Source organism: Anabaena sphaerica FACHB-251, assembly GCF_014696825.1.
Lineage (GTDB): Bacteria > Cyanobacteriota > Cyanobacteriia > Cyanobacteriales > Nostocaceae > RDYJ01.
This window is the reverse complement of the sequence record NZ_JACJQU010000003.1, coordinates 66,107-83,773: the sequence shown is the minus strand read 5'-3', so window position 1 is coordinate 83,773 and position 17,667 is coordinate 66,107. Positions and strand designations below refer to the sequence as shown.

General features: G+C 38.3%; 18 protein-coding genes. 10 read left to right on the top strand and 8 right to left on the bottom strand.

Translation table 11 applies throughout. From position 1 onward, the window contains the following. Nucleotides 1-347: 347 nt before the first annotated feature. Nucleotides 348-2,471 carry a hybrid sensor histidine kinase/response regulator gene (locus tag H6G06_RS07560; RefSeq protein ID WP_190558670.1) on the top strand — a complete coding sequence of 708 codons (2,124 nt, stop codon included), beginning with the start codon at nucleotides 348-350 and terminating at the stop codon, nucleotides 2,469-2,471. A 249-nt stretch (nucleotides 2,472-2,720) separates the two neighbouring features. Then, entirely contained in the window at nucleotides 2,721-4,178 is a 1,458-nt protein-coding gene (gatA, locus tag H6G06_RS07555) for an Asp-tRNA(Asn)/Glu-tRNA(Gln) amidotransferase subunit GatA (protein WP_190558668.1), read from the top strand. A 25-nt stretch (nucleotides 4,179-4,203) separates the two neighbouring features. On the opposite strand, the gene H6G06_RS07550 is transcribed toward gatA, so the two are convergent. Further along, nucleotides 4,204-5,055: a RodZ domain-containing protein gene (locus H6G06_RS07550; protein WP_199306624.1), complete on the bottom strand. Its 852-nt coding sequence runs from the start codon at nucleotides 5,053-5,055 to the stop codon at nucleotides 4,204-4,206. 376 nt (nucleotides 5,056-5,431) lie between these two features. Between H6G06_RS07550 and H6G06_RS07545 the strand changes: the two genes are divergently transcribed. The 3 genes from H6G06_RS07545 to H6G06_RS07535 all read left to right on the top strand — a co-directional run bounded on the left by H6G06_RS07545 (nucleotide 5,432) and on the right by H6G06_RS07535 (nucleotide 8,795). Then, nucleotides 5,432-6,601, top strand: coding sequence for a helix-turn-helix domain-containing protein (locus H6G06_RS07545; protein WP_338422922.1), 1,170 nt, complete (start codon nucleotides 5,432-5,434; stop codon nucleotides 6,599-6,601). 152 nt (nucleotides 6,602-6,753) lie between these two features. After that, nucleotides 6,754-7,428, top strand: coding sequence for a uracil-DNA glycosylase (locus tag H6G06_RS07540; protein ID WP_190558666.1), 675 nt, complete (start codon nucleotides 6,754-6,756; stop codon nucleotides 7,426-7,428). A gap of 125 nt (nucleotides 7,429-7,553) precedes the next feature. Continuing rightward, the gene (locus H6G06_RS07535; protein WP_190558664.1) at nucleotides 7,554-8,795 is read left to right on the top strand and encodes a glycosyltransferase family protein; all 1,242 of its coding nucleotides are present in this window, start codon (nucleotides 7,554-7,556) and stop codon (nucleotides 8,793-8,795) included. A 54-nt stretch (nucleotides 8,796-8,849) separates the two neighbouring features. Here the strand turns inward: H6G06_RS07535 and H6G06_RS07530 are convergent, their stop codons facing one another. The 4 genes from H6G06_RS07530 to H6G06_RS07515 all read right to left on the bottom strand — a co-directional run bounded on the left by H6G06_RS07530 (nucleotide 8,850) and on the right by H6G06_RS07515 (nucleotide 10,910). After that, the gene (locus H6G06_RS07530; protein WP_190558662.1) at nucleotides 8,850-9,509 is read right to left on the bottom strand and encodes a class I SAM-dependent methyltransferase; all 660 of its coding nucleotides are present in this window, start codon (nucleotides 9,507-9,509) and stop codon (nucleotides 8,850-8,852) included. Next, complete coding sequence (locus tag H6G06_RS07525) at nucleotides 9,502-9,888, bottom strand: VanZ family protein (RefSeq protein ID WP_190558660.1); 387 nt, start codon at nucleotides 9,886-9,888, stop codon at nucleotides 9,502-9,504. The genes H6G06_RS07530 and H6G06_RS07525 overlap by 8 nt, the downstream gene beginning before the upstream one ends. Nucleotides 9,889-9,988: 100 nt before the next feature. Further along, a complete protein-coding gene (locus H6G06_RS07520) occupies nucleotides 9,989-10,249 on the bottom strand; it encodes a hypothetical protein (RefSeq protein ID WP_190558658.1) in 261 nt (86 codons plus the stop codon). 76 nt (nucleotides 10,250-10,325) lie between these two features. Beyond that, a complete protein-coding gene (locus tag H6G06_RS07515) occupies nucleotides 10,326-10,910 on the bottom strand; it encodes a Uma2 family endonuclease (protein WP_190558656.1) in 585 nt (194 codons plus the stop codon). Nucleotides 10,911-11,005: 95 nt separating this feature from the next. On the opposite strand from H6G06_RS07515, the gene H6G06_RS07510 reads away from it, so the two are divergent. The 3 genes from H6G06_RS07510 (at nucleotide 11,006) to H6G06_RS07500 (ending at nucleotide 11,806) form a co-directional block, all read left to right on the top strand. After that, complete coding sequence (locus tag H6G06_RS07510; RefSeq protein WP_199306623.1) at nucleotides 11,006-11,233, top strand: type II toxin-antitoxin system HicB family antitoxin; 228 nt, start codon at nucleotides 11,006-11,008, stop codon at nucleotides 11,231-11,233. Nucleotides 11,234-11,294: 61 nt separating this feature from the next. Then, nucleotides 11,295-11,492 carry a DUF2281 domain-containing protein gene (locus tag H6G06_RS07505; RefSeq protein WP_190558654.1) on the top strand — a complete coding sequence of 66 codons (198 nt, stop codon included), beginning with the start codon at nucleotides 11,295-11,297 and terminating at the stop codon, nucleotides 11,490-11,492. Further along, nucleotides 11,477-11,806, top strand: coding sequence for a type II toxin-antitoxin system PemK/MazF family toxin (locus H6G06_RS07500; protein WP_190558653.1), 330 nt, complete (start codon nucleotides 11,477-11,479; stop codon nucleotides 11,804-11,806). The genes H6G06_RS07505 and H6G06_RS07500 overlap by 16 nt, the downstream gene beginning before the upstream one ends. 44 nt (nucleotides 11,807-11,850) lie before the next feature. Here the strand turns inward: H6G06_RS07500 and alaS are convergent, their stop codons facing one another. After that, nucleotides 11,851-14,493, bottom strand: coding sequence for an alanine--tRNA ligase (gene alaS / locus H6G06_RS07495; protein ID WP_190558651.1), 2,643 nt, complete (start codon nucleotides 14,491-14,493; stop codon nucleotides 11,851-11,853). Between the two features lie 391 nt (nucleotides 14,494-14,884). Here alaS and H6G06_RS07490 point away from each other — a divergent pair, with 391 nt between their 5' ends. Next, nucleotides 14,885-15,103 carry a heavy-metal-associated domain-containing protein gene (locus H6G06_RS07490; protein WP_190558649.1) on the top strand — a complete coding sequence of 73 codons (219 nt, stop codon included), beginning with the start codon at nucleotides 14,885-14,887 and terminating at the stop codon, nucleotides 15,101-15,103. A gap of 45 nt (nucleotides 15,104-15,148) precedes the next feature. On the opposite strand, the gene H6G06_RS07485 is transcribed toward H6G06_RS07490, so the two are convergent. Beyond that, nucleotides 15,149-15,817 carry an ATP-dependent Zn protease gene (locus H6G06_RS07485; RefSeq protein ID WP_190558647.1) on the bottom strand — a complete coding sequence of 223 codons (669 nt, stop codon included), beginning with the start codon at nucleotides 15,815-15,817 and terminating at the stop codon, nucleotides 15,149-15,151. Nucleotides 15,818-15,990: 173 nt separating this feature from the next. Here H6G06_RS07485 and H6G06_RS27285 point away from each other — a divergent pair, with 173 nt between their 5' ends. Beyond that, nucleotides 15,991-16,140, top strand: a complete 150-nt coding sequence (locus H6G06_RS27285; protein WP_242039621.1) for a hypothetical protein — start codon at nucleotides 15,991-15,993, stop codon at nucleotides 16,138-16,140. Nucleotides 16,141-16,520: 380 nt separating this feature from the next. Here H6G06_RS27285 and H6G06_RS07475 read toward each other — a convergent pair whose 3' ends face one another. Next, nucleotides 16,521-17,456: a hypothetical protein gene (locus tag H6G06_RS07475; protein WP_190558645.1), complete on the bottom strand. Its 936-nt coding sequence runs from the start codon at nucleotides 17,454-17,456 to the stop codon at nucleotides 16,521-16,523. Between the last annotated feature and the right edge of the window lie 211 nt (nucleotides 17,457-17,667).

The following is a 17,667-nucleotide window of genomic DNA, read 5'->3' as shown; positions in this document are numbered from 1 at the left end:
GTATTTTATCCACTTGAGAAGTGTTATGCTAACGTATTCAGAATCTTCAATGCTGAGTTATTTCTTGATAAACAGCCATGTAAGTACCTCAGCAAAAGTAATTACACATTTTGTTTTGCCAAAAAATAGAAATCCCTGTAATCTTGTTCTGTTCCCTGTTAAGAGTTCCCCGTTCCCCGTTCCCTTCCCTCAAATGCAATTTATTCTGCACGACTACTCAACTGTTAATCAGCCTTCTTTGGGCTGAAATTTGTAACTTTAGATAGTTGCAATATAGTGGGCAAAAGGTAGAGAGTGGTTGACTAAAAGCTGAACAGCGTTTTTTTATATCAAAAAAATATTTTTTTATGGTATACGGTGCAAAAGTAAACATTCTCATGGTTGATGACCATTCAGAGAATCTGCTGGCTTTAGAGGCGATACTTCAAAGTCTTGGTCACAATCTGGTGAAGGCTACATCAGGGGCCCAAGCTTTGAGATGTCTACTTACTCAAGATTTTGCTGTAATTTTACTCGATGTCCAAATGCCAGACATCGATGGATTTGAGACGGCAGCTTTAATTAGACAACGAGAGCGATCGCAATATACCCCTATAATTTTCTTAACAGCATTTAGTAATAGTGAGTCGATGGTGTTTAAAGGCTATTCCCTGGGAGCAGTAGACTATCTGTTCAAGCCCATTGACCCGGAAATATTAAAATTTAAGGTAGCAGCATTTGTAGAATTGTTTGAGAAAACGTTAGAGGTAAAACAACAAGCCGCACAACTGCTCACCGCCAATGCCCAACTCAAAAGAAGCGAAGAACAGTTTCGTTGTTTAAGTGCTTGCTCACCTGTGGGTATTTTCCTAACAGATATCGCCGGAGTATGTACATATACAAACCCTCGCTACCAAACTATTTTGGGTATTACTCCAGAAGAAAGTTTAGGAGAAGGGTGGTTGCGATCGCTACATCCACAAGACCGAGAACAGGTGCTTGCAGACTGGTTGATATGTATCCGCGAAGGCAGGGAATATTCCCATGAGTTTCGCATACTGAAGCCAGCAGGAATTGTGCGTTGGGTAAACTTTCACTCATCACCAATGCTTTCTGAGCAAGGCAAAATCATCGGTTATGTGGGTACAGTCGAAGACATTAGCGATCGCAAACAAGCTGAAGAAGAACATACCAAATTGATCCGTGAGCAAGCAGCACTCAGAGAAGCCGAAGCCGCAAACCGTATGAAAGATGAGTTTTTAGCTACCCTTTCTCACGAACTCCGCACACCTTTAAACTCGATACTTGGTTGGTCTAAACTGCTCCGCAATCGCCAATTAGATGAGAAAACTATTGCCCGCGCGTTGGAAACAATTGAACGCAATGCACTTTCGCAGGAACAACTTATTGAGGATATTTTGGATGTCTCACGGATTATTCATGGCAAGTTATCTTTAAATATCTGCCCCGTTAATCTAGTATCTGTAATTAAGGCGGCATTAGATACTGTGCATCTGCAAGCTCAAGCTAAAAATATTTTATTTAGTTTTCTTGTCGTCACCGATACGGGGGAACATAGGAGAATAACCCCCATAAATCAGGAAGAACTTACCTCTATTTCCCCCGCCTTAACTTTTAGCGTCTCAGGTGATCAAGAGCGTTTGCAGCAAATTGTTTGGAACCTACTTACTAATGCCATTAAGTTCACGCCCCAAGACGGTAAAGTAGAAATTAGCCTGTCTGTTGTCAGTAGCCAAGAAACACAACAAATAGAGCAGAAGTACGCTCAGATTCAAGTTAGTGATACTGGCATTGGTATCAAACCAGACTTTATAGAATGTGTTTTTGAGAGCTTTCGTCAAGCTGATGGCAGCATAACCAGAACCCAAGCGGGACTGGGACTGGGGTTGGCAATTGTCCGTCATTTGGTAGAACTACATGGAGGAAGCGTCTATGCAGAAAGTCCTGGTGAAGGGCTAGGATCGACCTTTACTGTGAAATTGCCTCTTTTAGAAGCAGAAAATAGTCTGCCCCTGAAGGCATCTGGTGTGACTAAAGAAATAGTGGAAACAATAGATGCAAATTTTTCCGTGTCCCTCTGCCCATTACCTCTTGATAATTTACAAGTACTGATTGTAGATGATGATACTGATACACTATCTCTTCTCACATTAGTGTTACAGGACTCTGGGGCTAAGGTAAGGGCGGTTACTTCTGCTTCCGAGGCATTCTCAGAAATTCAACAATGCCCACCAGATGTATTAATTAGTGATCTTGGAATGCCTGAAGAAGATGGCTATACACTAATCCACAAAGTGAGGCTTATGGAAGCAGAACAAGGAGGGCGGATTCCTGCTATTGCGTTAACGGCCTATGCCACAGAAGGAGAGGCCACAGAATTACTAGCAGCAGGCTTTAATATGTGTGCTTCTAAGCCGATTGAGTTAACTGCATTGATTAATATGGTGACAAAACTGATGGGACGAAAGTGAAAGGTATCGGCTCAATAATCTAAGTGGTATTGTTGAGAACCGAAATAAAATATAAAACATGACGCAAAAGCTTCTTGCAAATGACAAATCAGTATTTAGTTTAATTAAACAGACGGTCTAAGGGAGCATAGATACACTCTCAAAATCCTGTTTGCGCCTTTGCGTGAGATCATCCCACCAGCCAACAAAACACCATCCCCAGTCCTGTAAATGCTAAAATCAATGACTTGATTAATAAAGAGAACAATTATGGCATCCATCCGCGAGTTGCACGAACAGCTAGTAAAAAAAGAACGTTCTGCCGTTGAAATTACTCAAGAAGCCCTAGATCGCATTCAAGCATTAGAACCAAAACTGCACAGTTTCTTAACTGTCACGGCACAACAGGCTTTAGAACAGGCTCGTGCTGTGGATGCAAAAATCGCTGCCGGGGAAGAAATCGGTATTTTAGCAGGGATTCCCATCGGTGTAAAAGATAATATGTGTACCAAGGGTATTCGTACTACCTGCGCTTCTAAAATTCTAGAAAACTTTATCCCACCCTATGAATCCACAGTAACGCAAAAATTAGCTCAAGCTGGGTCAGTAACGGTTGGTAAAACCAACTTGGACGAGTTTGCAATGGGTAGTTCCACAGAAAACTCCGCTTATCAAGTCACTGCTAATCCTTGGGATATTTCACGGGTTCCCGGTGGTTCTTCTGGTGGTTCGGCGGCGGCTGTAGCGGCTGAAGAATGCGTTGTATCCATAGGTTCAGACACGGGGGGTTCGATTCGTCAACCGGCTTCTTTTTGCGGTGTTGTAGGCATGAAACCGACTTACGGGTTAGTTTCCCGTTATGGTTTGGTAGCTTATGCGTCATCTTTGGATCAAATTGGTCCCTTTGGTCGGAGTGTGGAAGATGCGGCGATTTTATTAAATGCGATCGCAGGTTACGATCCCCAAGACTCCACCAGTTTAAAAGTAGAAATTCCTGATTACACTGCCAATTTAACACCAGATTTAAAAGGCAAAAAACTGAAAATTGGTGTCATTAAAGAAACCTTTGGTGAAGGTTTAGATCCAGAAGTAGAAGCATCTGTAAATCAAGCGATCGCTCAATTAGAAGCTTTAGGTGCAGAAATTCATTATATTTCCTGTCCCCGTTTCCGCTATGGCGTACCCAGCTACTACATTATCGCCCCATCGGAAGCATCAGCCAACCTAGCTCGTTACGATGGTGTTAAATATGGCTTACGTTCTCCAGATGCAGACAACCTGCTTTCCATGTACACCCGTACCCGTGCTACCGGCTTTGGTACGGAAGTGAAACGCCGGATTATGATTGGTACTTATGCCCTGAGTGCCGGTTATTATGATGCCTACTACTTGAAAGCACAAAAAGTCCGCACATTGATTAAAGAAGACTTTGAAACAGCCTTTCAACAAGTTGATGTTTTAGTTTGTCCCACTGCACCAACTACAGCATTTCAAGCCGGTGAAAAAATTACCGATCCCTTGAGTATGTATTTAAATGACTTAATGACTATTCCCGTCAATCTTGCCGGGTTACCTGGTATTAGCGTACCTTGTGGTTTTGACAGCAAAGGTCTACCAATTGGATTACAGCTAATTGGTAAAGTATTAAGAGAAGACCAACTTTTACAAGTAGCCTATGCTTATGAGCAATCAACTACTTGGCATCTGCAAAAAGCGAAAATAGCTTAAAAAGTCAGTTGGCAGTTGTCATTTGTCAGTTGTTTTTTCTTTGCCGCTGACTACTGACTTCTGACTTCTGACTATTATATGTAACTTCTTTAACCTCACCCGCATTTCCTAATAGTTGTAGTTCTTGATCATTTACAGACACCAACACCACACCCGCATTACCAGAACGCACAGTCAAAGCATTTTTTGCTGTCCAGGTTTTGCGTTCTCCTTTGCTTAAAGTTCCTTCAAAGTCAGTTTTGCCATCAGCTTTTACTTGTACCCATGATTTACCTTTAAGTTCTAAGGAAACTACAACATCGGAAATAGGTGTATTAGTTGGAGAAGGTGACGGTGTGGAAATAGGTGTATTAGTTTGAGAAGGTGACGGTGTGGACACAACTTGACTAACAGGAGACTGTACAGTTTTTTGTTGAACGCTCAATATTGGGTTTTGTCTATAAGCCAGTGACTTACCTGTAAATTCAGATTTGAGTAAATAAAAAAGTCCCCCAGAAGCAGCTATTAATAAGAAAATGTAAGGAACAAAAAGTGGTATATATAAAGGTGATGGCAGGGTTGAATTATTAGATGCTGGAGGGAAAAGATTAATTTCAAACCTTTTGGCTAAAGCCATGCCATCTAGTCCTAATTTATCTGCATAGCGGCGGATAAATCCTTGCACAAACACAGGCTCAGGTAACTCCTCAAATCGCCATTCGTCTAAAGCTTGTAAAAAACCTAGTCGAATATGTGTGTGCATAGCGACTTCTTCTAGCCGTATAGATTTTTCTTGTCTGATATGTCGTAAATTGGCAGTTATTTCTTTTAGCTGTTCTTCTTGGGATTCATTTAAAACAGTCACTTTCCTCACCTCACGAGTAAATACTAAAACCATCGGTATAAAATTACTGTTCCTACAAAAATTTCTGTTTATTTATGACTATCTAAACAGAAAGAAGGGAAGGAGAAAGGTTAAAAGCAAATGCCTATTTGTATGTGTTCTAGTGTACACATTTCATGATGGCTGCTTTTTATTTCTCCATAGTTGCAAAGCTGGATATACATCCTATACAAATAAATCACTTTTCACATCTGCTATAAGGATTATTTACTTACTACTTTTAGTAGGTTTATTAACAACGTTATCTTGCTACGGTAATTATCTATATTTTGTTCCCATTCCCTATTCCCCGTTCCTAGTCTCCATTCCCTATTAGTAATAATTATGAGTTTTTGCTGTTAATCGTCGAAAATGATACCTGAGAATCCGGATGTCGCAATTAATTACAGAAGAAATGACACAGGTAAAATCATTTTTTCATCTAGCACCCGGAGAGACTGAGATCATGACTATGGCATCTGCGTACTTATTCAATATTCCTGGCAATCCTACTATTCACATTAGTAAAGATGAATTGCGATCGCTACTGAGAGAGATAGAATCTGAACTGCATCGTAGTAAAGTTTATCGCCTAGCGGTAGCTAATGTGCAGAAGTTACTTGGTTCATCGGATGAACAAGCCACAAATTTATTTAAAGCCGTCGGTAGAGAAGCGATTACTTTAGCATTTCAGCAATTTGCCCGCAAACAGGAGTCTGTTACAAATAACGATCTTCCGGTAGATGACACTGAGTTATCAAATGTAAATCTCGAACAATCTAGTAATTCACCACTAAGCTTAAAAAGTCTGGCATCAAACCCACAAACAGAATTAGTAGATACTACTCCCAGCAATTTGCCATCAACATCTAAAACTGAATCAAAATCGGATTTAGTAGCAAATAAAACCATAGAAGAACAAGAACCGAAAACAAAAACACCAATACAATGGCTATGGCAAAATCAAAAACTTTCTAAACGTGAAAGATCAGCACAACTAGCAGCAGAACAGCGGTTAGAAAGTCTGCGTCAAATTGGAGAACAACTTAAACAGGCACGGGAATCTCAAGGTCTAACGCTGCAAAAACTAAATATTTACACTCATATATCAACTCATCAAATGGAAGCAGTGGAAAATGCAAATTTAGATATATTGCCAGAAGATATCTTGATTCGTGGTTTTATCCGCGTTATGGCCAATGCTTTAGGATTAAATGGCACAATTTTAGCTAATTCCTTACCCGTACTCAATCAGTCTAAATCCGTTTTACCATCTTGGTATCAAGCCAAAAATTATCCAGGACAATTAAATTTAGAAATTGGTCCCCTACATTTATATGTAGGCTACACAGCCCTTGTAGCTGGAGCAGTGGGAGGATTATCCCTAATTTCTCAGCAAGCAAACAATCACACAGTCCAAAATTCCCAAGTGATAATTCCCACATCTTCATCATTATGTGAATCAACTCAAAAGACGGAAGCAAATCTTAAAGCAGGGATCAAGTCTAAGACTATTGGTGTTTGTTTGGGGTCTGATATTTCTCCACCAGAAGCATTTTGACACTCGCAACCCTGCTAGAGTTGGAATTTTTTGTCTGCTGGCTATTAACTTTCTGGAAATACACCCAGGACTTGATACAATGGAATTCTCACTAATATCAATATTCAACAAACGTCTACTTTAGAAACAGCCCAGCTAAAGCCCCAATTTTCATGAACAGCGACACCCAACTCAGCCTCTTTAACGAATCAAACTTTAATCAAAAAGACCTGATTCCCACAGACGCGAAAATTCCTATTCCCTCTGGCACTTATGCAAATATGGCGGACTTAGCACAGCACTGTAACAGTTGCCATCGTTGTAGTTTAGGTGAAAATCGCACTCATGCTGTAGTTGGACGCGGCAACCTCCAAGCTAAAATCATGATTATTGGGGAAGCACCAGGGCAAAACGAAGACGAAACTGGTTTACCATTTGTGGGTAAATCTGGACAACTGCTAGATAAAATCCTGGCATCTGTAAATTTGAGTACCGAGCAGGATGTATATATCAGTAATATAAACAAATGTCGTCCACCGGAAAACCGAGTTCCCATCCCTGACGAAATGGCGGCTTGTAAACCTTATTTATTAGAACAAATTCGCCTAGTTGACCCAAAAATCATTTTATTAACAGGTGCAACTGCTGTTAAAGGAATTACAGGCAGTAAACAAGGAATTACGAAAATTCGCGGACAGTGGATAGACTGGGAAGGGCGTTTATGTATGCCTATTTTCCATCCTTCTTATTTGTTGCGTAACCCTTCTAGGGAACAAGGCTCACCCAAATGGTTGATGTGGCAAGATATACAAGCTGTTAGGGCTAAATATGATGAGATTCGAGAATAAATTTAGCTCCCCGACTTCTTTTTTGATCTAGTAAATAAATTATAAATTGATATCAGAAGTCGGGGATCTTGATGTTCAATTACTAATTACCAAACCTAACAAATATCATAACTATTCAAAGAGACATGATAGATATTCTCATTCTTTCCAATGGACCAGGGGAAGTTACAACTTGGGTGCGTCCGGTAGTAAAAGCATTAAGAGAACAATTAGGAAATGATATTTCTCAGGTGAGAATTTCTGTGATTTTATCACCTTGTCCTCATGCTAGTGGTAAAGAAGCAAGTATAGCTAGTTCCTATCCTGAAGTAGATAGAGTTCAAGCACCTGAGCGTTTTTGGCAGTTCTTATTAACAGGAAAAACAGCAGAAAATTGGGAATGGAGAAAAAAAGGTGTAGTTGTATTTCTGGGAGGAGATCAAATTTTCCCGGTTATTATTGGTAAAAAATTAGGATATAAAACCGTAGTTTATGCAGAATGGGAAGCACGTTGGCATAATTTTATAGACAATTTTGGAGTCATGAAAGCGCAAGTTATAAAAAATGTCTCACCTAAATATAGTCATAAGTTTACCGTAGTCGGTGATTTGATGTTAGAAGCCGCAGGGGAGCAGGGGAGCAGGGGAGCAGGGGAGCAGGGGAGCAGGGGAGAAGAATTAATTGGGATGTTACCAGGTTCAAAAGCAGCAAAGTTAACTCAAGGTGTACCATTAACTTTGGCTATTGCAGAATATATTCATACTAAAAGACCAGAAATTAAATTTTTTATTCCCGTAGCACCTACTTTAGATTTAGCAACTTTAGCTGATTTTGCTAATCCTGAAAATAACAAATTTACAAAAGTTTTTGGTTGTCAAGGTGCATCTTTAATAGATAATGTTCTCAAAACTTCCACAGGCTTAACAGTGGAATTACGACAAGAAAACCCAGCTTATCATTTATTATCTCAATGTGCCTTATGTTTAACTACTGTTGGTGCAAATACCGCAGAATTAGGCGCTTTAGGAGTACCAATGATTGTATTATTACCCACCCAACAATTAGATGCAATGCGTTCTTGGGATGGTTTACCGGGACTATTAGCAAATTTACCGGGTGTAGGTTCAAGTTTTGCTAAATTAATTAATTGGTGGGCTTTTAAAAATAAAGGTTTATTAGCTTGGCCAAATATTTGGGCGCAAGCGGAAATTGTACCAGAATTAGTCGGTAAATTGCAACCGCAAGCAGTGGGAGAAATGGTTTTAGATTTATTAGAAAATCCAGAAAAATTAGCAGTAATGAAAGATAAATTACGCAGTGCTAGAGGTGAAGGTGGTGCAGCGCAAAAGTTAGCAAATTTAGTCCAAAAAGAGATAGAAACCTTGTGAATCTTAACTATAGATCCCCGACTTCTTTTTTTATCTTGTAAATAAATGAGAATTTTATCTTAGAAGTCGGGGATCTGGAATTTTATCCTTAACTCCTATCAACAATGCTAATTCCAACCATTTCCAATAACAATCTACATCAATAAAACCGATTTTTATTAACCATTGCAGTTGGGTTTCTACATCTAACAATTTATTAGATGGGTCATCATTTTCTGGTAATGTACCAATTTCTTTTAAAAACTTTTCATGCAATGCTGGTGTAGGTGATGCAACGTGTTCTAAATTGCAGAAAATACCCCCAGGATTTAAGTTTTTAAAAACTTCTGTATATAAAGAAAGTTTCCGTTTATGACTGAGATGATGAATAGCAAAACTAGAGACAATAGCATCAAATAAACCTACATCTGGTAAAGGTTCATCTAAATTATGGGTGATAATTTCCACTGTTTTATCTTCAGCAAAGCGCGTTTTTACCGCTTCTAACATCGTAGGAGAAAAATCAATAGCGACGCTTTGCATTTGGGGACGGTCTATTTTTAATAGTGCGAGTAAGCGACCATCCCCTGTTCCTAAGTCGAGAATGCGTTTAACAGTTTTGGGAACTTGAGATAATAAAACCGCTTCCCCTTCCGTGCGGTGCGGTATTTTATCTGCTTTTCCTAAATAGCTTAAAGCGTGTTCTGATGATGTCCAAAGATTGATATTATTCATGTTGTTTTGTTGGTTTGGGGAATTTTTCGGCTAACCAAGTAAATACAATAATACCCAATACATCGGCAGCAAAATCCATAATATCAGCACTGCGATAAGGTACGAAAGATTGAATTATTTCATCAAATATACAAAATACAAAAACTATTGATGGTGCAAGTGGTAGAGGAATATTGAATATTTGCAACTTACGTTTTTTTAATGCTTGATGACTGAGATAAGCTGCAATTCCTAGTAAAAGAAAGTGCATAATTGTATCATAGTGGGCAAATATTGCTAGTTCTGTGGGCATAATTCTCAGATAAGCTGAGATAAAGATAGAAAGTAAAATTCCCAAATAAACCCAAAAGGCAAAAACCCAACGTTGATGAGTTGTCATTTGTATAATTTTTAAGGGTGTTTTTGCTAACTACAGGAATATCAAGAACTATTCCGCAATTTGGTAAGTTTGAGATTGGGAATTTTTATCTAGCTATTAACTAAGCGTGTAAATTGGCCTGTTCTTGTAACCAAGAGTCCACAGGTTGTCCGTCTTTGCGTTTGAGTTCAATTTCGATTGCTATCACTTCTTTAGAACCGGGAGGTGCGGGTTTTTGATGGAAGATAATATCATACTCTAGGGGGTTTTGATTATGTTCTCTTAACCAATCTTGGACTTTTGTTAATGCAAAAAATGATTGTCCTTGGGCAAACATTTGGGTGATTTGCATTTGTAGGGTGTAGGGGTTGATGCGTCCCATTTTTTTGACTCCTTTGATTATGATTATCTCACGCAGAGGCGCAGAGGCGCAGAGAGGAAGATTGAGTTTAAGGTTTTTATTCTTCTGCGTTAAAATCTACTTTATCATAAATATCTGCTAATAATATTTGGCAGGGAATAGATGCTAAATTTAAGCTATCGTTCTCATCTGTAAATTCAGAAAATATCCATTTATTATTATCAGTTCTAAAATATTGTTCAACGTGCATTGTATATTGATCAATTAAAATATATTCTTGTAATGTGGTAATTGTGCGATAAGCTGAAAATTTTTCATCTCTATCTTTGCTGCTGGTAGACTTGGATAAAACTTCTGCAATCATTACAGGATTTACTAAAGTGTCTTTTCTTCTTTCTTCATAAATTAAGGGATTTTTTACAACCATAACATCAGGATAGGTGTGAATTTTTTTGTCAGGAATCCAAAGACGTTGATCTGTAACGAAAACTTGATAAGGTTGACGTTTGAGAGCAAAATTTAGTTCTGCATAAAAATTGCCAGCGAGTTGGTTATGATTTGGTGTTCCGCCTGTCATTGGTATAATTAATCCATTGATATATTCATGACGTATTTCTGAGTTTACCTCTAATTCTAGGTATTCTTCAGGTGAATAGTAGCGTGTTTCTTGTGCAAGAGTCATAATTTTTATCTCTTAACTCTGTTATAATTATAATGCGTTATTTTCTATGTATTCACAAAATTAAAAATATGAGTAATAAATAACGGATGGATAAAATGGAAAATCAAATGATTGAATATGCAGTTATTTACGAACGTGGTGAGACAAATTGGGGTGCTTATGTTCCTGATTTACCCGGTTGTGTCAGCATTGGGGATACTTTAGCAGAAGTACAGGAAAATATTAAAGAAGCTATAGAATTGTATTTGGAAATATTGAAAGAAGATGAAAAACCTATACCAGAACCTTCTAGAAAAGTTGGTCAAGTTTCTGTGAATATCTAGATACAATTACTGCTGAATTTGATCTGATATTTATTGACAGTTAGGAAAGGGTAAAATTCACATGACAATTAAAGAACAAATTACGCAAGAATTGGAAAAATTACCTGAACCTGTGTTACAAGAGGTTTTAGATTTTGTGCAGTTTTTACAAACCAAACACCAGCAAAACAATATGCTAGAAATCACTCTTATGAGTGAATCATCGCTGCAAAAAGATTGGTTAAAACCAGAGGAAGATGCAGCATGGCAGAATTTATAAAAGGTGATATTGTTATTGTTCCCTTCCCATTTTCAGACTTAACTCAAACAAAACGTAGACCAGCTTTAGTTATAGCTACACTTCAGGGAAATGACCTGATTCTTTGCCAAATTACCAGTCAATCTGTTAGTGATATGTATGCTATTGGACTAGATAATAGTGATTTTAACTCAGGTGGGTTAAGTCAGCCAAGCAATATCAGACCAAATCGGCTTTTTACTGCTGATAAGCAAATTATCCTATATAAAGCAGGTCAAATTAAAAGTGAAAAATTAACAGAAGTGATTAACAAAATCTTGGAAATTCTACAGTAGTAGACAAATCCCCGACTTCTTGAAAAAAATCGGGGATCTAAATCCTATGTCAACGCTGCTAACAAATCATTTTTCGCAGTTTCCAAAGCTTGCGGTAACTTACTTGCATCCCTTCCCCCAGCTTGCGCGAGGTTGGGTTTTCCACCACCACCACCACCGCAAATTTTCGCTACATTACCAACAAATTTTCCTGCTTGAATTCCTTTTTTATTCACTTCAGAACTAAAAGCTGCAACGATACTTACCTTTCCCTCTTCAGGAATAGAACCTAAAACCACAGCACCGTTACCGATTTTTTGCAATAATCTTTCCGCAGCAGATTTTAATGATTCTGCGTCCACATCTTCCAGTTGAGAAACAATAATTTTATGTTCTCCCACTGTTTCCGCAGTTTGTAATAAACTGTCAGATTTAACTATTGCTAATTGTGATTTTAGGGTTTGAATTTCTTTTTCGTTGTTGCGGAGTTCGGTTTGTAAAGTTGTAATTCTGTCTGGTATTTCTTCTGGTTTGACTTTAAAGCGATCGCTCAAATCTTTGACCACTTTATCACGCACATTCAAATAATCCAATACCGCAGCACCAGACACCGCTTCTATTCTTCTCACTCCTGAAGAAACTCCCGCTTCCGAAATGATTTTGAAAACGCCAATTTCCGCAGTATTATTAACATGAGTTCCCCCGCATAATTCCATCGAAACACCAGGGAAATCAATTACTCGCACTTCATCACCGTATTTTTCCCCAAACATTGCAACTGCACCTTTAGCTTTTGCTTCTGCTATAGGTAACACTTCGATTTTTGCAGAATGCGCTTCGGAAATCCAACTATTTACTAATTCTTCAATTTGTTGAAATTCATCCGCAGTTAAAGCACGAGGACAGTTAAAATCAAACCGCAATCTATCAAAAGAAACTAAAGATCCAGCTTGAGAAATTCCCTCATCAACGACTTTCTTTAATGCAGCTTGTAATAAATGAGTTGCTGTATGATTAGCTTGAGCGCGACGACGACAACCAGTGTCAATTTGTGCGGTGATATTGTCACCTATTCTCAGTGTACCACGTTCAATTTTACCGAAGTGAACAAAGAAATCAGATTCTTTTTTGACATCTTCAATTCTGACTAAAATTCCATCACCGGAAATATATCCCTTATCTCCAATTTGTCCACCAGATTCTGCATAAAATGGGGTTTTATCTAAAACAATTTGTACTTCTGTTCCTGCTTCTGCTGCTTCTTGAGAAACACCACCAACTAACAAAACTTCGATTTTCGCGGTTGTTGCTAATTGGTTATAACCAATGAATTGTGTAGAATGGATATGTTCTGCAAGTTTATCTAAAGAACCTTGTACAGTTAAATCAATTGTTTCATGTGCAGCTTTTGCACGTTCTACCTGTTTTTGCATTTCTGCATTGAAACCATCAACATCAACAGTTAAATGATGTTCTTCTGCAACTTCTTGAGTTAATTCCAATGGGAAACCGTAGGTATCATATAAGGTAAAAGCACTTTCACCACTAATAGAAGTTAAACCTTTTTGTTTTACCTCTTGGATAATTTCTGCTAACAGCTTTTCACCTCTATCTAAGGTTTTCAAGAAATTAACTTCTTCTCTTTGTAATTCTGCTTTAATTGCAACTTCTCTTTGTCGCAAATTCGGGTAAATTGATTCAGAAAGAGAAATTGCGGTTTCTGCAACTTGGTTAATAAATTCCCCAGAAATACCAATTAATCTTCCATGTCTGACAACGCGACGAATTAAACGCCGTAAAACGTAACCTCTCCCAACATTAGAAGCGCGAATTTCATCAGCGATCATGTGAACAACGGAACGGACATGATCACCAATTACTTTTAAAGAAACTTTGGTATTTTCATCACTTTGATGATAATCAATTTTCGCAATTTTTGCCGCAGTTTCAATAATCGGGAAAATCAAATCTGTTTCATAATTATTGGGAACTTTTTGGAGAATTTGCGCCATTCTCTCTAAACCCATTCCCGTGTCAATATTCTTATTTTGCAACGGCGTTAAATTTCCTGAAGTATCCCGATTATATTGCATAAATACCAAGTTATAAAACTCGATAAATCGGGTATCATCTTCTAAATCAATATGATCATCTCCTAATTCTGGATGAAAATCATAATAAATTTCTGAACAAGGACCACAGGGACCAGTGGGGCCAGAAACCCAGAAATTATCATCCGCACCCATGCGCTTAATGCGTTTTTCATTGACACCAATTTGATCGCGCCAAATTGCAACAGTTTCGTCGTCTTCTTCAAATACACTGACGACTAAATTTTGAGGAGAGAAACCAAAAACTTGAGTAGATAATTCCCAACCCCAAGCGATCGCTTGTTCTTTAAAATAATCACCAAAGCTAAAATTACCTAACATCTCAAAAAATGTATGATGGCGTTTTGTTCTGCCTACATTTTCGATATCATTGGTACGAATACACTTTTGAGAAGTGGTAGCGCGTTTAAATTCCGGTGTGCGCTGTCCCAGAAAAATCGGTTTAAATGGTAACATCCCTGCAATAGTTAGCAGCACCGTGGGATCTTCCGGTACAAGGGAAGCACTCGGAAGCGGTTGGTGTCCCCGTTGGGTGTAGAAGTCGAGGAATAAAGCGCGAATATCGTTACCGCTAAGATACTGGGGAGTTGAAGACATGAGAAATTACAAAAATAGTTTTAATCAAGAGTGACACAGGCCGAAGACCTCTCTCCAAACCTCTCTCCTGGTAGGAGAGAGGCTTTAAATTTCCCCCTCCCCTACTAGGGAAGGGGGTTAGGTCAATGAGAAACCGCTAAATTTCCAAAAGCAGCGTCATTCTATTTTTGCATTTTGTTTTGTGATGTTGCCAATGGCAGTATCTCAGTTTGGCAAAATATTTGTGAAAGAATCTAAAACTCGACTGCTTCAGTGTTTAGAACAGTGTAAATGTCCAAAAACTACCTATGTCCAATAGCTCATATCCTCAAGCAGTTTATATTACTCTAGCAAGATGACTACATTGCTTAGATCAAGGATGCTAAGAATGTAGTAAAAATCAGGTTACGTAATGGCTCTGAAAATGAAAGTATCGAATCTTGCTAGTGAAAAATGTGCAGACACTATTACTGAATCTATCCACACTATGATGCCTGATGCTAAAGTTGATGTTGATGTTCAGGCTAAGACAGTTACGGTGGAACCCACCGCTTCTGAATCCATAGCTTCTGAGGAGTCAATCAAACAGGTAATCGTTGCGGCTGGATATCACATTGAAGGTTATTCATAGAAGTCATAACTTTTAAAAAAGTTAGCTAAATGACAGACTACTTAACTAACGAATAAGTTTTTGACAATCTTCAACCGAAACCCCTTTTCTCATCGCGTCCACTAAAGCTTGATACGCATCCCAATTTTCCTGAATCAAATTTTTAGCTTGTAGCAAGTAAAAACGCTGTTTTTGATCAAAAACCGTCTCTGCAAAACCCAAAGCTTGCAAAAACTGATTTAACTTGGCTTTATCATCACCACCACCCTCAGCAGAGTTAAAAACGAGAGTTTCTGCTGCAATTCCCGCCATCCAAATATTACAATAGCGTTCTACCATGGAAACGCCAATCTTCCCCCTTTCTAACTGTTTTGCAATTTCGCTATCCTCCAAAATTACCCCACCTTGTCCCGGTTGTCCCAGCTTCCAAGCTTCCCACGCGCTGAGAGTATAACCAGTGACCGGAATTCCCAACAGATGAGCAACGAGAAAATGACCTGCTTCATGATGTATAATTCGTTCTTTATATTCTGGAGAAAATCGCGCTAACCAATCTAAAACTATCGTTCCTCCCTTTCCTTGGAAACTGAAATTATCTAAAGTTGCAATCCCCAAAAATCCCATTATAGTTAAAGCGGGAATAGTTGGAGAAAGATTGATTAATGGTCCCAACAAAGTGGAAAGTGTCATTAGGAAGACAGATATAGCAATGAGATTGATAGCGGTTTGATTCATGGGTAGGTTTTTAAAGAAGTTTTTAAATTTTTGAATGCATTTTAAATATAATAAAATTATACCCTAGTTGATAAAAATTTACATAAAATTCAGTTTTTTCTCATTCAACCGTAACAACAGACAAAAGGGAACAATGTATTAATTATCAAATTATAGACAGTTTACAACCATATGTGGTGGTTGATAAAAATGAAATTAAAGTAGAAGCTTTGGGTAAAGATGATAAATTGCGTTTAGATTCAGTGGGTTTAACTTTAACAATTGCAGATATTTATGAAAATGTAATACATATTAAAAATTGGAAATTAAAAATTAAAAATTAAATCCTCTCGTTCCTTCCTAGCCAGAGGCTAGGAATGCTATCCTTGAGGCTCTGCCTCAAATAAAAAAACAAGGTAAAGCCTTCAATAATTCAGTGAGTTTAACTTTAACAATGGCAGATATTTATGAAAATGTAATACAAATTAGAAATTAGAAATTAAAAATTAAATAATCTCGTTCCTAGCCAGAGGCTAGGAATGCTATCCTTGAAGCTCTGCCTCAAATAAAAAACAAGGCAGAGCCTTCAATAATTCATTCCCATGCAGCGCATGGGAATGAGACAACAAAACCAAAAGGTGATCAAGCTCCTAACTTGAGTTATGGGGTTCCCTACACGCCACACCCCACACCCTAGCTTCTACAGCCTTCTTTTTAACAATTCTTAAGAGCGACGGACAAAGCGCCCAATTGCAGCAGCTGTGCGGAGAGCAATTTTTTGTTGAGCATATTGTGTTGATGAATACATTTGAATCGGTGTTTGAGTATGTTGCCAATATGCTTTATCTGTTAAAGTGGGAGCTTCGCCTCCCAAAGCTTTGAAAATCAGTTGTTTACGCCACGGTTTTATTTGCGATCCTGATGCGTGTGACATAATATTCACACTAGCACCTCCGAAATCCATTCCCAGACGACTGACAGTGCTGAGTGGTTCAGAAGTCAACATGAGCGCCAAGTTAAGAACACATTGATCGCTTTGGAAATAGGGATAACGCCCTAAAGAAAGACAGAAATCACTGAGATTGATGTATCCTTCGGACTCAAAAGTTTCTAGTAATTTCTGCCACAACGAAAGTACGGCTTTTTGGTTTTGCTTCAGCCCAATAAAGCCAGCATTGTAGTATCGGTCTGTTTGACGATGATATGTATGACCATAGCGTTCAGCAAGTTCTTTCCAAGATAATCGATAAGGATGATTGACAGGCATATAGTCATAGGCATCCTCACAGAGGGTAATTCCGCGACTTACCCACTCCAGGTAGAAATCCCAACTACATTTGTTGACAATATCAGGATCGAAATAGAATAATCCTTCAACTTCTGGGCAATAATTTTCCCAAAGTTGAAGCATAAAATCGGGCTTGTAGTTAGTAAAACACTTGGAGGTTTTTAGCTGAATGAATCGAATTACACAATCAGACGCTACAGAAAACTCTTGATAACCTTGGCCATTTTTAAGAGGTTTAGCCCAAGCTGGCAGAGTTCCACGATATCCTGCCCAAACCACACCGCGAAAGCCATGATTATAAAGAGAATTGGTTAAAACCCCCACGCCGTAATGATAGTCACCTTCAAACAAAGTACAAACCGCTGCGAGCATAGGTATTATCCATTAATATGTCTCCTGTCTGTGATGTATAGATAACTTTTTCAGTGAGACAGGAGCAAAGTATCATCAACAGTTTTACTAAAAGCTAATACAGTTAATCGTTACCATTTTTACTATCGAGAAAATAAAAAGGTATTGGGGATTATATAGTGAAAATGTAACTAGATTTACAACATGATTTTCAAACATGATTTTCACTATA

Excerpts from the sequence above, each read along its gene's own strand:
- alaS (WP_190558651.1), bottom strand. The coding sequence starts at position 14,493 with ATGTCTTCAACTCCCCAGTATCTTAGCGGTAACGATATTCGCGCTTTA.
- H6G06_RS07540 (WP_190558666.1), top strand. The coding sequence starts at position 6,754 with ATGAACAGCGACACCCAACTCAGCCTCTTTAACGAATCAAACTTTAAT.
- H6G06_RS07520 (WP_190558658.1), bottom strand. The coding sequence starts at position 10,249 with ATGGGACGCATCAACCCCTACACCCTACAAATGCAAATCACCCAAATG.
- H6G06_RS07485 (WP_190558647.1), bottom strand. The coding sequence starts at position 15,817 with ATGAATCAAACCGCTATCAATCTCATTGCTATATCTGTCTTCCTAATG.
- H6G06_RS07535 (WP_190558664.1), top strand. The coding sequence starts at position 7,554 with ATGATAGATATTCTCATTCTTTCCAATGGACCAGGGGAAGTTACAACT.
- H6G06_RS07475 (WP_190558645.1), bottom strand. The coding sequence starts at position 17,456 with ATGCTCGCAGCGGTTTGTACTTTGTTTGAAGGTGACTATCATTACGGC.
- H6G06_RS07545 (WP_338422922.1), top strand. The coding sequence starts at position 5,432 with ATGTCGCAATTAATTACAGAAGAAATGACACAGGTAAAATCATTTTTT.
- H6G06_RS07560 (WP_190558670.1), top strand. The coding sequence starts at position 348 with ATGGTATACGGTGCAAAAGTAAACATTCTCATGGTTGATGACCATTCA.
- H6G06_RS07490 (WP_190558649.1), top strand. The coding sequence starts at position 14,885 with ATGGCTCTGAAAATGAAAGTATCGAATCTTGCTAGTGAAAAATGTGCA.
- H6G06_RS07515 (WP_190558656.1), bottom strand. The coding sequence starts at position 10,910 with ATGACTCTTGCACAAGAAACACGCTACTATTCACCTGAAGAATACCTA.
- H6G06_RS07505 (WP_190558654.1), top strand. The coding sequence starts at position 11,295 with ATGACAATTAAAGAACAAATTACGCAAGAATTGGAAAAATTACCTGAA.
- H6G06_RS07500 (WP_190558653.1), top strand. The coding sequence starts at position 11,477 with ATGGCAGAATTTATAAAAGGTGATATTGTTATTGTTCCCTTCCCATTT.
- H6G06_RS07510 (WP_199306623.1), top strand. The coding sequence starts at position 11,006 with ATGGAAAATCAAATGATTGAATATGCAGTTATTTACGAACGTGGTGAG.
- H6G06_RS07525 (WP_190558660.1), bottom strand. The coding sequence starts at position 9,888 with ATGACAACTCATCAACGTTGGGTTTTTGCCTTTTGGGTTTATTTGGGA.
- H6G06_RS07530 (WP_190558662.1), bottom strand. The coding sequence starts at position 9,509 with ATGAATAATATCAATCTTTGGACATCATCAGAACACGCTTTAAGCTAT.
- H6G06_RS07550 (WP_199306624.1), bottom strand. The coding sequence starts at position 5,055 with ATGGTTTTAGTATTTACTCGTGAGGTGAGGAAAGTGACTGTTTTAAAT.
- gatA (WP_190558668.1), top strand. The coding sequence starts at position 2,721 with ATGGCATCCATCCGCGAGTTGCACGAACAGCTAGTAAAAAAAGAACGT.